We start from the raw sequence: 20,283 nt of genomic DNA on the forward strand, positions 1-20,283 counted from the left end.
TCATCCTCCTTTTCAAGGTTAGGATATGTAATTAGAGTTTTTTTAATTCTAAATAAAGCAAATGTTTAACAGTTAAATCTTGCCTGTTTTATTTAGCAATAAAACCATAGCAAAAAGAAAGATTTCTATAATTGTTAAAATTGTCGGAATTGATGGATAGGTAAAGAGATTAATATAACTGGTAAAATAAATGGCTTATAAGTGTCTGCTTTTGTAATTTGAGCTATTCCCAAACTACTGGCCCATATTAAGTTAGCTACTGTCATTATTCCTGCTCCCATACTCATTATTACCCATAATATTTCTAAACACTGTAGGAAATCTCCTATTTTTATTATTCTCATAAACTGCAAACTAATAAAAGGCGCATTTTTTGAGAGTTGAATTCCAAAGTTTGCAACTATACTTATAAGTAGTAATACTACTATAAAAGAACCTATACCGCTAGCAACAAACTTCGCTAATAAACCATTCTCTACTTTATTACAAATAGGAATATACATTCCCATCATAGTACAGATACCTAAGTAGCTCAAAAAAAAGAACTTCCTTTTAAGATGGGAATTATTCCATTATTAAGTTGGGGTTGAAGCAGGCCAAAATTGGCAGTTTGTAAATTAAGAAGAAATAACTTGAATTAAACCATAGATTATTCCTGTTATACCTTCTGAGTCTATATCCTTATTAGGACCTAAAATCATAATAAATATCCCCAATACTCCTAAGCTTAAAGATATAGCCCCCCTCATATTTAACCTCTCTTTTAAAAACAAAATTGATAGTAACACAACCAAAGCTGGTGAAGTATAATAACTTAAAGTAGCATTAGCAACACTTGTATTCTCAATTGCTTGGAAGAAGAATAACCAGTTAAGAGATAGCACTATTCCAGAAGCTACTACCAAATATTTATTATTCCCTTTTAAAGATATCATTAACTTATTTTTATAAACTGATATAAGTAATAAAGATCAGAAAGCAAAAGATACTCTATAGAAAACGATTATCTCTGAAAGATAAGGAATCCAACGTACAAACAATCCAATACTCCCCCAGACTAACATAGCAATTATAATAAATAAGTATCCAACCTATCTTTATTTAACAAAGTATAATCCCCCTTTACTAGACTACAATAGATATACTATTAAGGGGATAGTTAAAACTGATAACAATGTACTTAGAAATACCCCTTCAGAAGCTAAAGCAGCATCACCACCAAACTCTTGAGCAAAGATAGCCGTATTAGCAGCAGCAGGCATCCCAGTTAAGATTACTGATACACCTAAAACCAATGAATTTAATTCTATAGGTAATGCTTTTAAGATAGCTAGTACACCAATAGGCAATATAATTAATCTAATTAAACTAATAACCCACAGCTTCCAATTATAAAAGATATCTGTCACCTTAACCTGCGCCAAAATAGAACCTACCACTAACATCGATAAAGGTGTCGTAGAATGTCCTAATATCTCTAAGGTCTCTGAAATAGATACAGGTAACTTAATTGAAAATACAAATAATAAGAAGCCAATTCCTACAGATATAATTCCAGGATTGAATAGCTCATCAAAATTAATCCCTTTATCTTCCTGATGGCTACGACTCATAATCATTACCCCTAAAGTCCAGATTAATACATTAAAGACTAGATTATAAATTGCTGCTAAAAATAATCCTTCAGAACCAAAGATAACGTCAACTACAGGATAACCCATAAACCCTGCATTAGAAAATATTAAGATAAATTGAAAGATATCGCGCTCTTTATCTGTAGTTGGCAAAAAACGAATCACTAAATAAGAGAATAAAATCATAATTATATAGATACCCAAAGTTATTATAAATACATTTCTTAGATTACTTAAACGTTCTAAAGTAAAATCATAATTCATAGAATCAATAATTAAAGCCGGTAAAGTTAAATAGATAATAACATTAGTTAAATTCTTACTAAGATGATCATCAACAACCTTTAGTCTTTTAATAACAAAACCTGATAAAAGAAGAAAAAACAGAATTAACGTCTGATTAAATACTGTAGAAAAATTCACTTTAACCACCCTTTCTAAATTTTAATTGATAAAACAATCTCATAATGGAATCAGTAACTACATATATTATATTGTTTTTCTAAAGAATCTTAATATAATTGAATTATAAATCTCCTGTAAGCAGTAATCTATCATAGAGGAGGAGTTAACTGTGATCTGTTATTATAAACTCAAAGATTTAACTGAAGACTTTGAGGTAAATAAAAATTTTTTACAAGATTATCTCAAAGAATTGAATACTAATAACTTACTTATTAAAGATAACAATAATTATTCTCTACAGAGTAAGAGCTTAATTAAGTTATTAGATTTAATAGAAAAAAAACAAGCTCCCTTTGAGATACCTCTACTAAGCTTTATTATCTGTCATAGATTCAAAGAGTTAATTAAAAATAATAATATCATCTTACAATTTACAAACCGCAGTAAAATAATACATCAAAGAGATTTAAGTAACTTTGAAGAATTACCTGAATCTCTAAAAAAGGGTTACTATCAATTTGCTAATAAAGTCTTAGCTTGGGTTAAAACCAAACTATTCTCTGATAATCTGACTAAAATTATTATAGATAGAGTAGCTGATTCTAATAATAAACAGGCTAGTACCAATATAAGAATTACCTTTTATGAAGGAACTCAAGTTGATGATTTATATCTAATCATCCAAAAAGAGATGAATAACCTTAAAGAATTAAAGCTCAATCAACCTAAAAATCAAATAAAGAGTAATAATTATTTACTTGCTCAATTTAGGGATATATTGAATAATTCAAAAAACATTCTGTATGACATGGCGGAATTATTGGTTCAAATTAATGATGAACAACATATCCGTCAGATATTTAAGCTAATTACTGGTATTGAATCCTCTTATAGAATAGTTACTTTGCCAGAGCTTATGGTAGTTGGATTTAATAAATTAAGCCTTCCAAGTAAACTGGAAATTAACTATGATAATAATACCCTTGGACTAAACTTTGATAATGGTTGCAGCTTCATCTGTCAGCTAGAGCATAATAATAATGATAAAAAATTGATTATAAACCTAGCTGATTTACCTAAAGACTTAGAGTTAATCGCACTGTAATTTTAAATTAAACTTTAGTCTAAGTCCAACTAGATACAAGATTCATAGCTTTACTTAAACTAAAGCCAAAATTACCTTAATTAAAATTACATTATATTGTGATATACAAGACTTTTTGTGTAAATCACTATATACAAAGATAGAAAGTGCCTCACTTTCTATCTATAACCACCTCAGATAATAACAATCCCTTCAGGCTTATTTAAAACATCCAAAACAACCCTAGCTACATCCTCAGGAGGCATAAAAGATGTAGTATCATCTCTAATGTCTTCCCAGAAAGGTGTTGCTATTTCTCCCATATAAATTCCAATTACCTTAATCTTACTCCCTTTTAAGTCTTGCTGTAGACTCTTAGTAAATCCACTCACCCCAAATTTACTAGCAGAATATACACTCTCTTTGGCTTTTCCTCTTTTACCTGCTGTAGAGATAATATTAATAATCTGTCCTCTCTCTTCTTCCTTCATCAGCTTTAAAGCCTGTTGGCTACAAAATATAGTTCCTTTTAAATTAGTATCTATCATCTGATTAATATCCTCTAATGACAAATCATCTAATTCCCCAAAGTGACCTACTTCAGCATTATTAACTAGAATATCAACCCGATAATATTCTGCCTTCACAAATCTAAATAGTCTCTTTACTTCCTCATAGACACTAATATCAGCAATAAATACATCCACATAGCCCTCATCTTCTCTAATCAAGTCAGCTGTTTCTTCTAGCTTATCTGCTCTTCTTACAACCAATATAACTTTAGCACCCTCTTTAGCAAACAAAAGTGTCATAGCTCTACCCAAACCACTTCCTGCTCCAGTAACTATTGTAACCTTCTCTTTTAACATCCCTGCACTCCTTTTGTATTATTTTAAACTATAATCTTCAAGCTGTCTATTAATATTAATTTTACCCTATAATTATAATTATTATATTTTAATACATAAGGGAAATATGGGGATATTGCAACAGTTTTACTTTTTAAAAAGTAGACAAATTTTTAGGTTCTGCCTAAGGGCGGTTTACTTTTGTACCCAAAGGCATCATTCAGGAAGAAATAACTCTTCCTTCAAAGCTCATTGCCACAAAAACAAGCAAAAATCCTAGAAAAGAATTAACCTACGAATCTACCTACAGGTTTAAAAACCAAACCCTTCGTGGTAAACCTAGAGCAAGACTCTTCGTAGTGGAGCCCACTCACTATGCAATCAAAATTTATTGAAATCAATAAATCTTAGAGTTCTAATTCAAAGATTACATTGTTATTAATATCTATTTAGAATACTTGCTTCGTTCAAATATAAAGAAAACTTAGTGAAACAAGTGTTTTTTCTTATTGAACTTTAGTTGAACTTATCCTTTAGGGCTAATTCTTTTCACATATAAACACCTTAACTGTAAACACAAAAATTATCACAATATATATCTATTATCTGAATTTATACTAATTCCAAAATCTCTACATAAGTCAAAGCCCCTCTTGTTTACAAGAGGGGCTTAAATCTACTTTTAAGCTAAAGCTTACTTAAACATATCAAAGTACTCTTCTACTGTAGGAAATTTACCTAAAATAGCTGCCATAGCTGCTACATGGGCACTACCTAAGTAGGTTTGAGAATCAGCTGGTCCAATTCTAGATTGATAATTTCTTGTTGTAGTTGTTAATGCAGTTGATCCTGCACCAATTCTACGCTTATTACCCATACATAGTCCACAACCAGGCATAGTAATAGTAGCTCCAGCTGCTGTTAATTTAGCAAGGCTACCATCTTGAGCCAACTCATTATAGATATCTCTTGAAGCAGGACATACTACAAAGTTAACTTCATGAGGTATCTTATATCCTTCTACTATTCTAGCTGCTGCTCTAATACTCTCTAAATCTCCACCAACACAGCTACCAATAAATACTTCATCTAACTCTATTCCAGCTATCTCTGATAAAGGTGCTACATTATCAGGATGGTGTGGCTTAGCTACTAATGGCTCATTTACCTCATCTAAAGGAATCTCGATAGTAGCTGCATAATCAGCATCCTCATCACCTTTAAGCAGAACCGGGTTAGCTAGATATTCTTCCATAGCTTTAATTGTATCCTTTACTGATGGTGACTTTTGAGCATCAGGTCTAGATTTCAAGTAATCTAAGTTCTTCTTAATTGCTTCAATTGTTACTTCATCTGATGGTACAGTACCAGCAGAAGCACTCCTTTCTGCTACTGCATTTGTTAAGATATATCTCTCATCAGCATCTAGGAACTCTACACCTTCCATCTCGATAATTCTTCCAGTGTAAACATCCTTACCAACAGTCTTATCAGCATAAACTACCAAAGTAGATACTAAATCTCTAGCAGTAATTCCTTCTTTAGGTTGACCTTTAAAGATAACTCTAACTGACTCATCCATAGTCATAGTCTGCTTACCATACTTCATTGCTCCAGCAATAATATCAGAAGCTGCTGGGAAGGATACTCCAGTTGGAGTTCTAGTATGAGAATCTCCACCTACAATTACATCTGTTGGTAATACAAAGCGGTTACCGATAGTATGGATGATACCTTCTCCAGTCTCTAGACAGACTCCACCACGCTTTGTAACAAATTCATCAATGAACTTATGTCTATTTCTATCTTCAGTAGATGGACATTCTCCAGTATGGCATAAACTTTGTACTACAAACTCAGCTCCAAAGTCTCCACCAGCCATCAATTGATACTCTTCTAAGGTCATTGGACCAGTAGTGTCCTGAGAGAATACACCTCTGATTTTTACTTCAGCAGTCTCTCCTGCTAAGATGGTATCCTTTCCATCTAATCTATTCATACCTACAATCTTTTGAGCTAAGGTCTGTGGTACTCGCTCTTCTTCTTTTTCTACTGGAGCAGGAACTTTACTCTGATCAAAATCAATATCATTGTCTAAACAATATTTAACTGCCCACTTCTGTAGCTCATTACCTGCATCAAAGTAAGTCATTCCCCCAGCAGCTATCTTATCTAATTGGAAAGGAATCGGTAACTTAACATCTAACTCTTCTTCTCCATTAACTATTAACTTACTATTTTCTATATCTAATTCTAATGAATCTCCTTCATTAATACTATCTGTATCACAGATAACTGGTAAGATAGCAGATGCCATTAAAGAGATTTTAAAGATTGGAGCCATACTCTTAGCAACAACTACCCCTCCAGCCTTCTTCTCAGGCTCTCCGTCAACTGGCTTACCTAAGACCTGTAACATAGTATAAGTAGCAGATTTTCTAGAAGAACCCTCTCCTAGTGCCGATCCTGCTACAAAGAAGATATTATCATTTTTCTCTTTTAATTTTTTCAGCCTGTCCATAAAGTCTGCTTCATCTTCTCTACCATCCATAATAAACTGTGCATGTAATGGGTGGTCAGTTCTACTATCAGCATTCTTAGATGGACTTAAGTGTCCTGTAGTGATATTATTTCCAACCTTGATTGATAACCCCTGATATTTATCAGCTAACTTCCAGTCTTGAGCAAACTCTCTTTCTGCCCAACTCTTAATTACATCTTTAACTGCTTCATTATCTTCAGCTAAAGCTACTAATCTATTAAATTCAGAAGGGTTAACTAAGACTGTATCTTTAAGTATATTTAATATCTCTTCAGTATAGTAACCTTCTTCTAATAAAGTAACTAATTCTACAGAAGCTGCTCCACCTTGCATATTATCTAATAATTCTAAAGCATCCTCTTTAGATAGATAATCACTGCTTAATTCACCTTTAACAAACTTAGCTAATCCCTCAGCCTTTGCATAAGATGATGGGAAAGTTCCCCTTCTTACCTCTTGTGAGATTAATCTTAGTAATAACTTATCTAAGCTCTCCTCTTCAAATATAACAAAGTTCTCTTCTGACAAATTATCTAAAGTTAGACCTTCAATAATAGCTTCAACCTCTTCTTTGCTTAGAGGTCTTGGATCTAAACCATAATTTTTCTTCCGTTCTATAGCTTTTACTTTATAAGCTTCCAGTACTGGTAATAACTTCTCCATACTCTCCTCCTATAATAAATATTTTTAATTAATTATACAATAAAATTTATAATTTTACAAATGAGCTAACTTGCTTTATTTAAGGTTAAGTTGGTACTACAATAATAAAAACTCCCAGCTGGGAGTTTTTATTATTGATGACTTTCTGTTATCTCCTCTATCTTAATCTGCTCTTCAGTGGTCAGAATCTTATCAAGATCTAATAGAATAATTAACCTTTTTTCTAACTTAGCAATCCCTTCTAAATATTCAGTCTTAATTCCTGCTATTCCTTTCTTAGGAGCAACAATCTGCTCTTCTTCAATTCTGATTACCTCAGAAGCATCATCTACTATAAAGCCAACATCTATATCATTAATCTTAACAACTAAAATTCTATCTTCTCCTTCATTATCAAGGGGAAAGTCCAATCTCTTTCTTAAATCAATAATAGTGATAATATCACCTCTAAGGTTAGTAATACCTTCAATAAAGTCTGCTGCTTGAGGCAATTTAGTGACTGGTTGTGGCTTAAGGATCTCCTGCACCTTAGTAATCTCTACTCCAAATTCTTCAGAAGCTAACTTAAAGATAATAAATTGATTTATAGTTCCCATATTTAACTCCTCCTTTTATGTGGTGTTATCTATATAATATCATTGTACTAATTTTAGGTACCATTACTTTCTGATCATCAATAACTTCTAATACTTCAGTTCCAGCCTTCTCTTCCTTAACTACTACATTCCATTTCTTATCTTCAGGTAGCATAACCTCTTTACTTTCATGATGTGGATTAAAGATAACAACTATCTGATTCCAGCTATCATTATTAGCATTATCCTTTAATCTATAGATGATTATCCCATCATCAGCCTCTAAAAATTCTAAACTTTCTCTAATCTCTTCAGCATCACTCATTCTAAAAGCAGGATGAGCTCTTCTTAACTCAATTAAACCTTTATAATAAGCAAATGATTCAAAGTTTTCGGCCTTCTTTTCCCACTCAATTTGATTAATATCATCAGGTGAATTATAACTATTAGCAACTCCATATTTCGTTCTTAAAAACTCCACTCCACCATGCAAGAAAGGAATCCCTTGAGAAGTTAAGACTATAGCATTACATAAATTATTCATTCTAACCTTACTTACTCTGCTATCTACAGAATTACTCTTCTCAATTTTATCCCATAATGTTAAATCATCATGGGCTGAAACATAATTAACTACTTCATGAGGATTTGCTGCAAAAGAATTTATAGCCGCAATAATGCCTTCTTTAACATGATTTATATTGCTAATCTTTCCAGTAGCATAACCTCTATCCTCTCCTCTAGTGCTTCCTTTAACTGCATCTCTTAAATTATCATTGAATACTCCAATACCTAGATCTCTCTGTTCTCCTTTGCGCATTTGAACTTCCCTAGATAATGGAGAATAATCAGCCATCCAAGGTTCCCCATAAATCAAGATATTAGAATCTATTTCATGCAAAGTCTCCTCTACCAATTTCATAGTCTCTTTATCATGTAAAGCCATTAAATCAAATCTAAAGCCATCAATATGGTACTCTTCAGCCCAATATTTAACAGACTCTACGATAAACTTACGTACCATAGGAATCTCTGAAGCAACTTCATTCCCACAGCCTGAACCATTAGAGAATTCTCCATTATCTTTAAAGCGGTAATAATACTCAGGAGCTAATTTACCAAAACTTGAGGTCAAAGTATTATATGTATGATTATAAACAACATCCATAATAACTCTAATTCCATTCTTATGTAAAGATAAAACCATCTCTTTAAACTCTTTGATTCTAGCTAAAGGGTCTGTTGGATCAGTTGAATAAGACCCCTCTGGGACATTATAGTTCATTGGGTCATAACCCCAGTTATACTCTTCATCCTTACTTTCATCTACACTACCATAATCAAATACAGGTAGTAAATGAATATGGGTAATCCCTAATTCCTTTAAATGGTCAATTCCAGTCTTAATATCTGCACCAGTTAAAGTACTTCCTTCTTCAGTAAATGCTAAATATTTCCCTTTATATTTCATCCCAGATTTTGGTGATATTGAAAAGTCTCTTACATGCATCTCATAGATAATTGCATCTTCAATATTCTCAAAGCTTGGTCTCTTGTCATCTTTCCAAGCAGCTGGATCTGTCTCTTTTAAATCAACTATTGCTCCCTTAACCCCATTTTGAGAGACAGCTCTAGCATAAGGGTCTACTGCATAATAAATTTCTTCATCACGTTCAACTTGATAGTGGTAAAATTTATTCTTATGATCACCAGTAATATTTACTGTCCAAATCCCATTCTCCTTCTTTTCCATCTTGTATATTTTACCAGCCTCTTTTTCATCAAAATCTTCCTTATACAATACTAAATTTACTTTGTCAGAATTAGGTGACCAAACAGCAAAGCTTGTCTTCTCGGGGCTGTATTGAACACCTAATTGTTCATCGCTATATTCTAAATAAGCTCTTTCAGCTGGAGAAAAACTATCCAAGTAGTTACTCACTTTACCACCTCTATTTTAAATAATTATATATCAATTTAATAGATCTAATAAATTATTTAAGAATAAGCGATCATTACTTATACTTAAAATTAGACATAATTATAAAAAACTCCTTTATAAATCCTTTAAAACTTAAATTTTAATATTCTAATGAAAAATTAGAATAAAAAACTACTAAAGAATAATTATTAAATCCAAATCTTTTAACACCCAAAGTTTAAAGATAACTTTCTCAAAAACAAAGAACTATATAAGCTAATATATTATGTTTAGTAATTACCATATTACAACTTATTATTACCATGATATCACATTATATTTAGAATATATTAAAATTTAAGAACGAATATTCAATAAACTCTTTGATTTCTTCTATATCTAAAGATTATTAATCTCACTTTAAAGTTAGGTATCTACAATCTAAAATAAAATATGGCTTTTAATGACAATATTATTATGTATATACTCAAGTTTAGTTATAAAATCTATTAAAATAGGTCATATAATAAATAAGAGTCAGCTTGTATACAAGCTGACTCTTATTCTAAAGTAAAATCAAACTATGAATGAAAAATTTAAAGATAAAAGGATTGAACTTATCAATCTCTTAGAATTTAATTTACCTTCTCTTTTTAAATTTCCACTACAATTTGAACAATGTTCCACAACAGTATAATTTACACTACCACAATCTTTACACTTTACTTTACTTCTCATGATTTTCGTCCTCCTTATTCTCTTATATTCTTATAGTAGAAAATCACTTATAAAATTATATATTTTTTATATCTGCATTATAACACAATAGATACAGATTTGCAAAATACTTAATGCTAATAGTTGTAAAATTTACTAAAACATATATTCTTCTAAAAGATATTGTTTATTAAAAATAAGGGAAAATAACTTAAATTTTTCACAGAAATTTCAGAAGAACACCCATCCTAAAACAACTTAAAATAGGCATCCTTTTAACCTTAAAATGTAATTTAATCAGATAGTAATCTTAAACATAATTAGTTATTCTCTGGAGCGTAAACTAATCTATAGTAATCATTTAACATTCTATCAGCAGAGAATTTTTCATAAGTATCTTTATGACTTTCTTTCATCATTTCTACCCACTTCTCTTTGTCAGCATAAGTAGGTAACACTTGATTTAATAATACATCATAAAGATTATTTACATCATATTCGTCTAATTGAGCAATCTTTTCATCATAAGAACCTTCGAAGTCCTCAGCAGTCTTAGCTTCTTCACCATCTGGTGAGATAGCCCAACCATTAACTCCATGATTACATGCTTCTGGCCACCATCCATCAAGGATACTTAAGTTTAATACTCCATTCATAGCAGCTTTCATACCGGAAGTACCACTTGCTTCTTTAGGTCTACGTGGATTGTTTAACCAGATGTCACAACCTCTAGTTAATGCAGCACCAATTGTCATATCATAGTCTTCTAAGAACACTACACTATTAGAGTATTTGTCCGCCATTTCAATAAGTCTAGCAACAATTTCTCTACCTTTATTATCTAATGGATGCGCTTTACCAGCAAATACAATTTGAATTTCACCAGACTTTAAGTATTTTTCAATAACTTCTGGCTTACTAAAGATAAAATCACTTCTCTTATAAGGAGCAGCACGGCGAGCAAATCCAATTAATAATTTATCTGCATCTAACTTAACTCCATTTCTTTCTTCAATTAAGTCTAATAAGTCTTTTTTAGCTGCTTGGTGAGCTTCCCAAATCTTATTAGTATCTCCATCTTTAAATGCACTAACCACTCTCTCATCTGTCCAAGTACCTCTATGAACACCATTAGTGATACCTACGATTGGAGCAGCACCATCTACATGGCTCCACATTTCATTAGCAGTTTGCTCATGTAAGCTAGCAACAGAGTTAGCATTTCTAGATAATCTTAGTCCTGCTGCAGTCATACTAAATGGAGCATCACCAATAGCTACCATCTGTTCTGTATTTAGGTGTAAATAAGCACCCATATACTTTAGTAATCTGTGTGGATGAACTTCGTTTCCTGCTGCAACTGGAGTATGAGTAGTAAATACTACATTCTTTCTAACTTCTCTTAATGCATCGTCAAACCACATACCTTCATCTTCCATCTTCTCTCTTAATAACTCAATTCCTGCAAATACAGGATGGCTATCATTAAAGTGGTAAACATCAGGCTTAATACCTAAAGCTCTAAGAGCTCTTACTCCACCAATACTTAATACCATCTCTTGAGCAATTCTATGCTCATTAAATCCACCATAAAGTCTATCTGTAATCCACTCATCACCAGCATAGTTTTCTGGTAAGTCAGTATCTAATAGATATAAGTCAGCATTATTAAAGCAATCTACTTTCCATACCTTACACCAAACATCTCTTTCTCTAATTTCTACTTTTACTTTTACACCAGTATCTTCTAAGAAATCATACTTTTCTGTTTCAATTGGATAAGCTTTGTAAGGTCTTCCCTCTTTAATAATTTGTTCATTGTATCCTTGTTTCCATAACATACCAATTCCTATTAAGTCACGATTTTGATCATAAGCAGCTTTCATGTGGTCTCCTGCTAAGATTCCTAATCCTCCAGAGTAAATTTTAAAATCACTAGTAATTCCATACTCCATACAAAAATATGCTACTTTTGGTTCTTGATTAGCCATAATTCTCCCCCTCTTATAAAGTTATCTTTTTATTATATGATATGCTTCTTTTTAAAGAAGCGATGTTTACATTATTACCAAAAATGGAGTTCTGTAAACACTATAAAAGCTATTACTAAAATTTGATAGATACTTTGTTAAATATCATCCTCAAATATTCCAATTATTCTGAAAATTAACCATTATAAATTAGTAAATCTTTAAGCCATTATTAAAATATTAGAAGCCATACAATACAAAAAGACCCCCAATTAACATAAATAAAATGTTAACCGGGGATCTCACAAAATGTAACCTTGCCCTCAAATTTTTAATAAGCCTATAATAATGGACACAATTAATTTTTAATTTATAAGACTTCATAATAATTTCTAATTTTGTTATGTAGAAAAACAAATACCTCTCTTAACAATTTTTATTATATCATATTCTTGAAAAATGTCAAATAAAAAATTAATCTGTTCTAAAAACAGTGAAAAATCTCTAATCTTTATCATTAATCTCTTAAAATAAGACTATAATAACTTCAATTGCTCAACACGATCTTCTATTATATTCGACAAAGTTACACCAATCAACCTTAGCTTCTTATCTAAATCAATCTCTTCTAGCAATATCTCTGCCAATCGGTAAATATCCTCTTGTGTAGAAATATATCCTTCAATAGTTCTACTGCGTGATAACTCTTCAAAATTTTCATATTTCACTTTTAAAGTAATAGTCTTTCCTTTTACTTCTTTATTCCTTACTCTATTAGCTACTTCTTCACTTAAACTTTTCAAATAACCCCTTAGTACCCCTTTATCCTTGGTATCATATTTAAAGGTCGTCTCTTTACCTAAAGATTTCGGTAAACCAGGAGGAGTAACCTTTCTATTATCCTCCCCCTGAGCTAGCTTATATAATTGATAGCCTTTCTTACCAAACTCTCTTATCAGTAAACTTCGATCTCCCTTAGCTATATCAGAAATTTTATAAAAGCCCAACTCCTTTAATCTCTTTTCAGTCTTAGGTCCAACTCCCCATAGGTTATTTACATCTAAAGGAAATATAATATCTTGAGCATCAAAAGGAGAAATAATCTTAAAACCACTTGGCTTATCGAAGTCAGAAGCTAATTTTGCTAAATATTTATTATAACTAACTCCAATAGAAGCTGTTAAATTAAGCTCTTCTTTTATCTCTCTTTTAATCTCCTTAGCAATTCTAATACTATTTTTATAATTTCCCTTTACATCAAGAAAAGCTTCATCTAAAGCAAGAGGTTCTACTAAATCTGTATATCGATAGAAAATCTCTCTAATTTGATTAGAAACCTCTTTATATTTTAAATGGTCACCCTGTAAGTAGGTACCATGAGGGCACAATTGGCGTGCTTTAATAATGGGCATTGCTGAATGCACCCCATATCTCCTTGCTTCATAGGATGCTGTACTAACAACACCCCTCTTACTCTTTCCACCTATAATCACAGGTTTACCTTTCAACTTTGGATTATCCCTCTGCTCAATAGAAGCATAAAAAGCATCCATATCGACATGTATAATATTAAGCTCCATAACTGACACTCCAGTTTAATTAACAATTGGCAATCTATAATTTACAGTTAGTTATGATTTTCAAAGATATCCATAATAAACCAATCCAATATATAGTGAGATTAATCTTTAAGATTTAACTATTAATTTAATTGACAATTGTTCATTATAAATTCTCTTTTATCTTCTCTCTAACAATCAAGGTTAAATCATCTCTCTCTTCCTTACTTAGCTTATCTGTATATATAGCTTCACCAATTATCACTTCTACCCTATCACCTTTAATCAATCCACCATTAGCTTCCCTTAACTTATAAGATCCCTTGATTGTAATCGGCACTACGGGAATATTCTCCCTTAAAGCTATCTTCAAGCTTCCTCTTTTAAAATCTCCCAATTTATCAGAACGACTCCTTGTCCCTTCAGGGAAGATAACTAAAGATTGTCCAGCATCAAATACCCTTCCTGCATCTTTAAAGGCCCTTAAAGTCTGACGAAAATCATTTCTCTTAATAAAGATACATTCCATATTCTTCATCCAACTGCTAACAAAAGGCATATATCTAAGCTCCCATTTGGCAACAAAAGCTATTGGCTTACTAATATACCCTAATAATAAAGGTATATCAAAAGAACCTTGATGGTTAGCTACAAATAATACTGGTTCATCAGGTAATCTCTCCTTACCTTTCACTATTACCTCACTACCTGTGAAATCTACTAGACTTTTGGCCCAAGATTTTGCTATTTTATTGGTATAACTTCTTACAACTTCATCTCTTCCCTTTAATTCCAATAGCTTCATCTTTAAAAGTGAGCCTAATAGTGCAATTTGGTATAACCAAAAGTAGGCAAACCAGCTAACTGTTTTAATCATAACGTCTCTCCCTTTCATTAAATATAATCTTGACTATATAAATAATTATAAATTAGATTATATCTTAAATCAAAAATAAGTTGCCTCATTTAGAGGCAACTTATAAATATTAAATATATTTCTCTTCTAAATATTCAATAATTTTTGCAGAATCATTGACTACAGTTCCATCACTATCTTCTATTACTGGAACTTTAATCTGACCTGATAACTCTTTAATCTTAGTCCTCTTCTCTCTATCTTTAGGAACCTCAATCTTTTCATATTCTAACTCCAGCTCATCTAACTTATTGCGTACTTTCGCACAGAAAGGACAAGTTTCAAATTGATATAACTTAATCATCCTATCTACCTCCTTATGAGATAATTAGTAACTATTACTATTATTCTCAATAATAAGACTAATTCCTGCTTAAATTCTAAATTAACATTTAATTTATTATACATTACTGTCATTAATATTATTCCAACTATACTAAAAAAAGAATGCTATCCAGTAAAGAAGTCAAATATATTACTTAACATACTTGCATCTGCTCTAAATAATTCTGTATACTTGCATCTAGTACAGGTCACTGTTGTAAATTTCTTGTTCTGTATATCAAACATCTTAGATAATCCTCCACCAGTAGCTGCAAACTGGTCTGTCTCATAACTTCCATTACCACATTTAGGACATTCATAATTATCTATTCTTGACAATATAATCCCTCCCTTTATCTATATTATACTCCTTATATTGATTATTTAATAGATTAAATAGTTATACTTTAGAGAGATATTACGACAGTTTCTACTTTAGTTTACAGTTGACGGTTGACAATTAAGTTCAAAATCTCAGACCTCACCCCCTAACCCCCTCTCCTTATCTAATGAGAGGGAGAATTAGATTTTTATTTTGTTCCCTCTCCTAAGAATAGGAAAGACCGGTTTTGTATGAAGGGTTGCTAAACCCTGAAGGGCTAGGGTGAGGTATGAAAAGTGTCGCAATATCCCCATATAATCTAATTAAAAACTCAACTACAATAGAAAAAGGTGCCAACAGGCACCTTTTCTCTAAATAAATAAACTCATATTTGATTCTTCAGCATCACTTAAGAAGCTTGCTACTCCTCCAACTTCTACTCCCTCTATCAATTCTTCTTTCTTAATTCCCATTACATCCATAGACATTTGGCAAGCAACTAATCTTACACCATTTAACTTTGCTTGCCCAATTAATGCCTCTAAGGAATCTACACCTTTATCTTTCATTACCTTTCTAATCATCTTAGCTCCCATCCCAAACATATTCATATTAGATAGTGGTAGCTTCTCACTTCCTTGTGGCATCATCTTACCAAACATCTTATCCATCATAGATTTTTTAACCTTAACCTCTTCCTTCTTCCTCAAAATATTCAATCCCCAGAAGGTAAAGAATAATGTTACTTCACTACCCATCGCCGCTGCACCATTAGCAATGATAAAGGAAGCAATTGCCCTATCTAACTCTCCACTGAAGACAACCATAGTCTTTTTATTTTTGGTATCTCCATTAGCCACTTCTCTTCTACCCTGCCCTTTCTGGATAGTAGCTGTAAAGTTATGACCTTCTTGACAACTATCTATCAATTTATTTCCGGTACTCTTACACCATGCTCCTATATCTGCTATAAAACCTGGATCTGTGGCTACAACCTCTAATATATCACCTTCATCTAATTCCTTCATCTTATTAGCTACTTGCATAATTGGTCCTGGACATTGTAACCCACAAGTATCCAGCTGAACCCTTTTGCCAGCTTGATTATTTGCTAATTGCTTTCCCACTATCTGACCTTCCTCAGGATTAGATGCTGTATTCATCTGCTCACAATCAGGGGTATTACAATTACCTATTGATTCTTCTTTATCATTGATGATCTCTTTATAAAGCTTATATCCACCAGATAAATTTTTAACCTTCTTAAATCCATGCTGTATTAAGATTCTAGCTCCGATATATCCTCTTAGTCCAACTGCACAATAGATTACAATATTCTTATCTTTATCAAGTTCATCTAATCTATCCCTTAAACTATTAAGAGGAATATTAATTGAGCCATCAATCTTACCTAATTCTACTTCTACCTCTTCTCTTACATCTAAGATGATAGTATCATTACTTAAATCTTCAAGCTCATGCCAGTAAATTACATCAACCATTCCCTTTAAGATATTCCCTGCAGTAAAACCAGCCATATTCACTGGGTCTTTAGCAGAACCAAAAGGTGGGGCATAAGCTAGCTCTAGTTCTTGTAAATCAAAGACTGTCTTTTCAAATCTAATCGCAGTTGCTAGAATATCTATTCTCTTATCTACCCCATCATAACCAACTATTTGAGCACCTAATAACTTACCTTTGTCAGGTGTAAAGATAATCTTAATGGTCATTGGAATAGCGCCTGGGTAGTATCCTGCATGATTTTTAGAGTTGGTATAGGAAACTTGGTAGTCAATCCCTGCTTCTTTCAGTTGCTTTTCATTATTTCCAGTAGCAGCTACAGTTAAATCAAAGACCTTAGCAATAGCTGTTCCTTGAGTTCCAACAAATTTCTCTTTAGCTCCAGCTAAATTATTAGCTACAATTCTTCCTTGCTTATTAGCAGGACCAGCTAATGGAATATGAGCAGGTTTTTTAGTTACAAAGTCAACTACTTCAATAGCATCTCCAATAGCATAGATACTCTCATCAGAAGTCTGTAAATGTTTATTGACCTTGATAGCTCCTGTCTCTCCTAACTCCAAACCTGCTTCTTTAGCTAGTTTAGTACTTGGCTTAACCCCAATGGACATAACTACTAAACTAGCTTTAATCTCTTTACCACTTTGTAATTCTACAATGGTCTTATCTCCTTCTTCTCTAAAGGCTTTAACTCCATCAGATAAATGTAGATCAACCCCTTTAGTACGCATATGATTATGAACTATAGCTGCCATATCTGCATCAATTGGCCCTAGAACTTGTGGTGCCAACTCTACCACTGATACTTTTACACCACGGTGATGTAAGTTCTCAGCCATCTCTACTCCAATATATCCAGCTCCAACTACAACAGCATTTTCCGGTTTATTATCATCAACAAATCCTTTAATCAGATCTGTATCAGGAATATTTCTTAGAGTAAAGATATTCTTTCCGTCAATTCCTGGGAGAGGTGGCTTAATTGGATCAGCACCAGGAGATAATACTAGAACATCATAGCTTTCTGTATAAACCTCACCTTTAACCCAATCCTTTACTTTAACTTCCTTATTCCCTCTGTTAATACTCAATACTTCATTCATAACTCTTACATCAATATCAAATCTAGCTTCCATCGCTTCTGGAGTCTGTACCAATAACTTATCACGTTCCTTAATCACCTCACCGATATGATAAGGTAACCCACAGTTAGCAAAAGAGATATGTTCACCCTTTTCAAAGATAATAATCTCTGCCTCTTCATCAACCCTTCTCAATCTAGCTGCTGTGCTTGCTCCACCAGCTACACCACCAACAATCAATACCTTTTTACTCATTATCAAAACCTCCTTAATATTTAAATATTAATATATATTGATTTTATGATATAATCTATAAAATTTAAGTTTAAGCTTAAGTCTGGATCTAAGTAATTAAACTCAACCTTAAACTCAAGCCTAAACTTAAAATAGCGCCTTTACTACCTTCTTAGCATCTTCATCAATCACATAATAATTAATCTCAATCCCATTTCTTTCACCTTCTAAAATCCCTAAGTTTCTCAATTTAGCAAGGTGTTGGGATAGAGTAGACTGAGGAATCTCTAGACAACTTTGCATCTTAGATACATTACACCCCTCTTCTTTCATCAATCCTTTAACTATACACAATCTAATCGGATGGGACAAAGCCTTTAATACCTTGGCTTTAGATTCTAGTATTTCCATCTCCTTTGTGATATTCTCCACTTATCTTCCTCCTAATCGGCAGATTATTATATTTATATATTACGATATTTAGAGAGAATTGTCAAATCAATATTAGTTACCACTTTAAAAGCTTATTACAATAACAATCATCTTTACTAATATAACCTATTCTTTACTTATTAAATATATATCTAAAAATAGAAATACCTATAATAAAAAAACCCACTAATTTTTAGTGGGTTTTTTATCAATACAAGTACATAAATACATTTTTTATAATTCATATTTTTGATATACATCTTGGGCAAATTCATCTACGGCCTCAGTCAATACTCTATCAATCATCTCTTCATCAGAAGGAATAATTATAGATTCATCCTGATAATAATATTCACTATAGGTAGCTTTTTTAGTAACTGTCTTACTTAAAGCTATAGAAGCATCACTTACATCTAACAATTTAAATATAACTTTAGTATATGACTGCTTCTGTACATGATACCTTTTTTTCTGTTTACCATCCCAAGTTTCAACATACTCAGAACTTTCATCCTTATTTACACTTCCACTTAACACTTTACCTACAACTAGATAATCAACCCCTAAAATATTTCCTATCTCTTTGGCAGTCTCAGAATCAATTAATCCAGTTGCCCCTAACTGCTGCTCTTCTAAAATAGCATCAAGCTGTTTTCTCTCTACTACTTCAATAAATTTTGGATTTCTATCCAATAATTGAGCAGCAAATAGACTAGTTGCTCTACTTCCTAAGTTATATCTATAGGTTGTATCTTCAAAATCAATTACGGCTATTCTCTTTAATCTTAGCTCTCTAAGCCTTTGATATGCCAAGTTATACTTTTCATTAGTATCAAAATAATTATTATCATAAAATCTAACCTTCTCAAATTCATTATAAGCAAGCTCCCAGTTACCCTCTGACAAATAGTCACTTCCTAATTGATAATGGCGCTTTTTATACTCTTCTTTGGCATTATATAATAATCTATTGACCTCTACACTATCTTTAACATCTTTAGCCTGAGACAAATCTCTAATAGCTAAACCATACTCCCCTTTTCCTAGGTACATCTTCCCTTTACTTAGATGGTTTTGATATGTCTCTTCACGGTGATTTTTAATCATCTTATAAATACCAACTACCCCTAAAATCACTAAAGCTCCAATCAATCCCTTCTTCATTCCATCTGAATCATCTGAACTAGCAGAAACTGTTTGAGCGCGGGCATAGTCAATTCCTACAAAAGAAACCAACATAAATACCATTAAAATTACTGAGACAACTCTCCTAGCTTTCAATTTTAAAATTCCCCTTTCTCTACTCCGTAGTTTATTATACTTAATTTAATTATTTTAAATATAATTATTTATTGCATATTCTACATTAACAATAACAAATCCTCCATTATTATAAAATTTAATTAACCTAACAATAATTATCCAATGATTCTAAATTGAATAATATAATAGGATTTATGTAATTAGATATGATGGTAAAAAATAATGAGTGACAGATGACGAGAAGAGCTCCTTACTCCTTATCCATCACTTG

Annotated in this window: 16 protein-coding genes; 1 reads left to right on the plus strand and 15 read right to left on the minus strand. The window is 32.1% G+C overall.

Translation table 11 applies throughout. The features are described 5' to 3' along the window. Window positions 1–134: 134 nt before the first annotated feature. The 3 genes from U472_RS14450 to U472_RS14460 all read right to left on the minus strand — a co-directional run bounded on the left by U472_RS14450 (window position 135) and on the right by U472_RS14460 (window position 2,057). Window positions 135–536, minus strand: a complete 402-nt coding sequence (locus tag U472_RS14450) for a GerAB/ArcD/ProY family transporter (RefSeq protein WP_068719448.1) — start codon at window positions 534–536, stop codon at window positions 135–137. An 81-nt stretch (window positions 537–617) separates the two neighbouring features. Continuing rightward, window positions 618–959, minus strand: coding sequence for an EamA family transporter (locus tag U472_RS14455; protein WP_281201162.1), 342 nt, complete (start codon window positions 957–959; stop codon window positions 618–620). Between the two features lie 171 nt (window positions 960–1,130). Further along, complete coding sequence (locus tag U472_RS14460) at window positions 1,131–2,057, minus strand: AEC family transporter (protein WP_068719450.1); 927 nt, start codon at window positions 2,055–2,057, stop codon at window positions 1,131–1,133. 151 nt (window positions 2,058–2,208) lie between these two features. Between U472_RS14460 and U472_RS14465 the strand changes: the two genes are divergently transcribed. Next, the gene (locus tag U472_RS14465) at window positions 2,209–3,144 is read left to right on the plus strand and encodes a hypothetical protein (protein WP_068719451.1); all 936 of its coding nucleotides are present in this window, start codon (window positions 2,209–2,211) and stop codon (window positions 3,142–3,144) included. 173 nt (window positions 3,145–3,317) lie between these two features. On the opposite strand, the gene U472_RS14470 is transcribed toward U472_RS14465, so the two are convergent. The 12 genes from U472_RS14470 to U472_RS14525 all read right to left on the minus strand — a co-directional run bounded on the left by U472_RS14470 (window position 3,318) and on the right by U472_RS14525 (window position 20,030). Then, a complete protein-coding gene (locus U472_RS14470; RefSeq protein WP_068719452.1) occupies window positions 3,318–3,992 on the minus strand; it encodes an SDR family oxidoreductase in 675 nt (224 codons plus the stop codon). Between the two features lie 673 nt (window positions 3,993–4,665). Beyond that, complete coding sequence (locus U472_RS14475) at window positions 4,666–7,176, minus strand: bifunctional aconitate hydratase 2/2-methylisocitrate dehydratase (RefSeq protein ID WP_068719453.1); 2,511 nt, start codon at window positions 7,174–7,176, stop codon at window positions 4,666–4,668. 131 nt (window positions 7,177–7,307) lie between these two features. Beyond that, window positions 7,308–7,772, minus strand: a complete 465-nt coding sequence (locus tag U472_RS14480; protein WP_068719454.1) for a chemotaxis protein CheW — start codon at window positions 7,770–7,772, stop codon at window positions 7,308–7,310. 25 nt (window positions 7,773–7,797) lie between these two features. Next, on the minus strand, window positions 7,798–9,693 hold the full coding sequence (gene pulA, locus U472_RS14485; protein ID WP_245684823.1) for a type I pullulanase: 1,896 nt from the start codon (window positions 9,691–9,693) through the stop codon (window positions 7,798–7,800). 1,016 nt (window positions 9,694–10,709) lie between these two features. Continuing rightward, window positions 10,710–12,380 carry an alpha-glucan family phosphorylase gene (glgP, locus tag U472_RS14490; protein WP_068719455.1) on the minus strand — a complete coding sequence of 557 codons (1,671 nt, stop codon included), beginning with the start codon at window positions 12,378–12,380 and terminating at the stop codon, window positions 10,710–10,712. 515 nt (window positions 12,381–12,895) lie between these two features. Further along, on the minus strand, window positions 12,896–13,939 hold the full coding sequence (locus U472_RS14495; RefSeq protein WP_068719456.1) for a DNA polymerase IV: 1,044 nt from the start codon (window positions 13,937–13,939) through the stop codon (window positions 12,896–12,898). Between the two features lie 145 nt (window positions 13,940–14,084). Then, entirely contained in the window at window positions 14,085–14,795 is a 711-nt protein-coding gene (locus U472_RS14500) for a lysophospholipid acyltransferase family protein (protein ID WP_083189939.1), read from the minus strand. A gap of 109 nt (window positions 14,796–14,904) precedes the next feature. Further along, complete coding sequence (locus tag U472_RS14505; RefSeq protein ID WP_068719457.1) at window positions 14,905–15,138, minus strand: glutathione S-transferase N-terminal domain-containing protein; 234 nt, start codon at window positions 15,136–15,138, stop codon at window positions 14,905–14,907. A 146-nt stretch (window positions 15,139–15,284) separates the two neighbouring features. After that, entirely contained in the window at window positions 15,285–15,497 is a 213-nt protein-coding gene (locus U472_RS14510; RefSeq protein ID WP_068719458.1) for a zinc ribbon domain-containing protein, read from the minus strand. A gap of 354 nt (window positions 15,498–15,851) precedes the next feature. Continuing rightward, window positions 15,852–18,338: a CoA-disulfide reductase gene (locus U472_RS14515; RefSeq protein WP_068719459.1), complete on the minus strand. Its 2,487-nt coding sequence runs from the start codon at window positions 18,336–18,338 to the stop codon at window positions 15,852–15,854. A gap of 126 nt (window positions 18,339–18,464) precedes the next feature. Further along, window positions 18,465–18,749 (minus strand): ArsR/SmtB family transcription factor, encoded by a 285-nt coding sequence (locus U472_RS14520; protein WP_218059084.1) that lies wholly within the window; start codon window positions 18,747–18,749, stop codon window positions 18,465–18,467. Window positions 18,750–18,983: 234 nt separating this feature from the next. Beyond that, window positions 18,984–20,030, minus strand: coding sequence for a CsgG/HfaB family protein (locus U472_RS14525; protein ID WP_245684824.1), 1,047 nt, complete (start codon window positions 20,028–20,030; stop codon window positions 18,984–18,986). Between the last annotated feature and the right edge of the window lie 253 nt (window positions 20,031–20,283).

It is taken from the genome of Orenia metallireducens (genome assembly GCF_001693735.1).
In the GTDB taxonomy this organism is placed as follows: Bacteria; Bacillota; Halanaerobiia; order Halobacteroidales; family Halobacteroidaceae; genus Orenia; species Orenia metallireducens.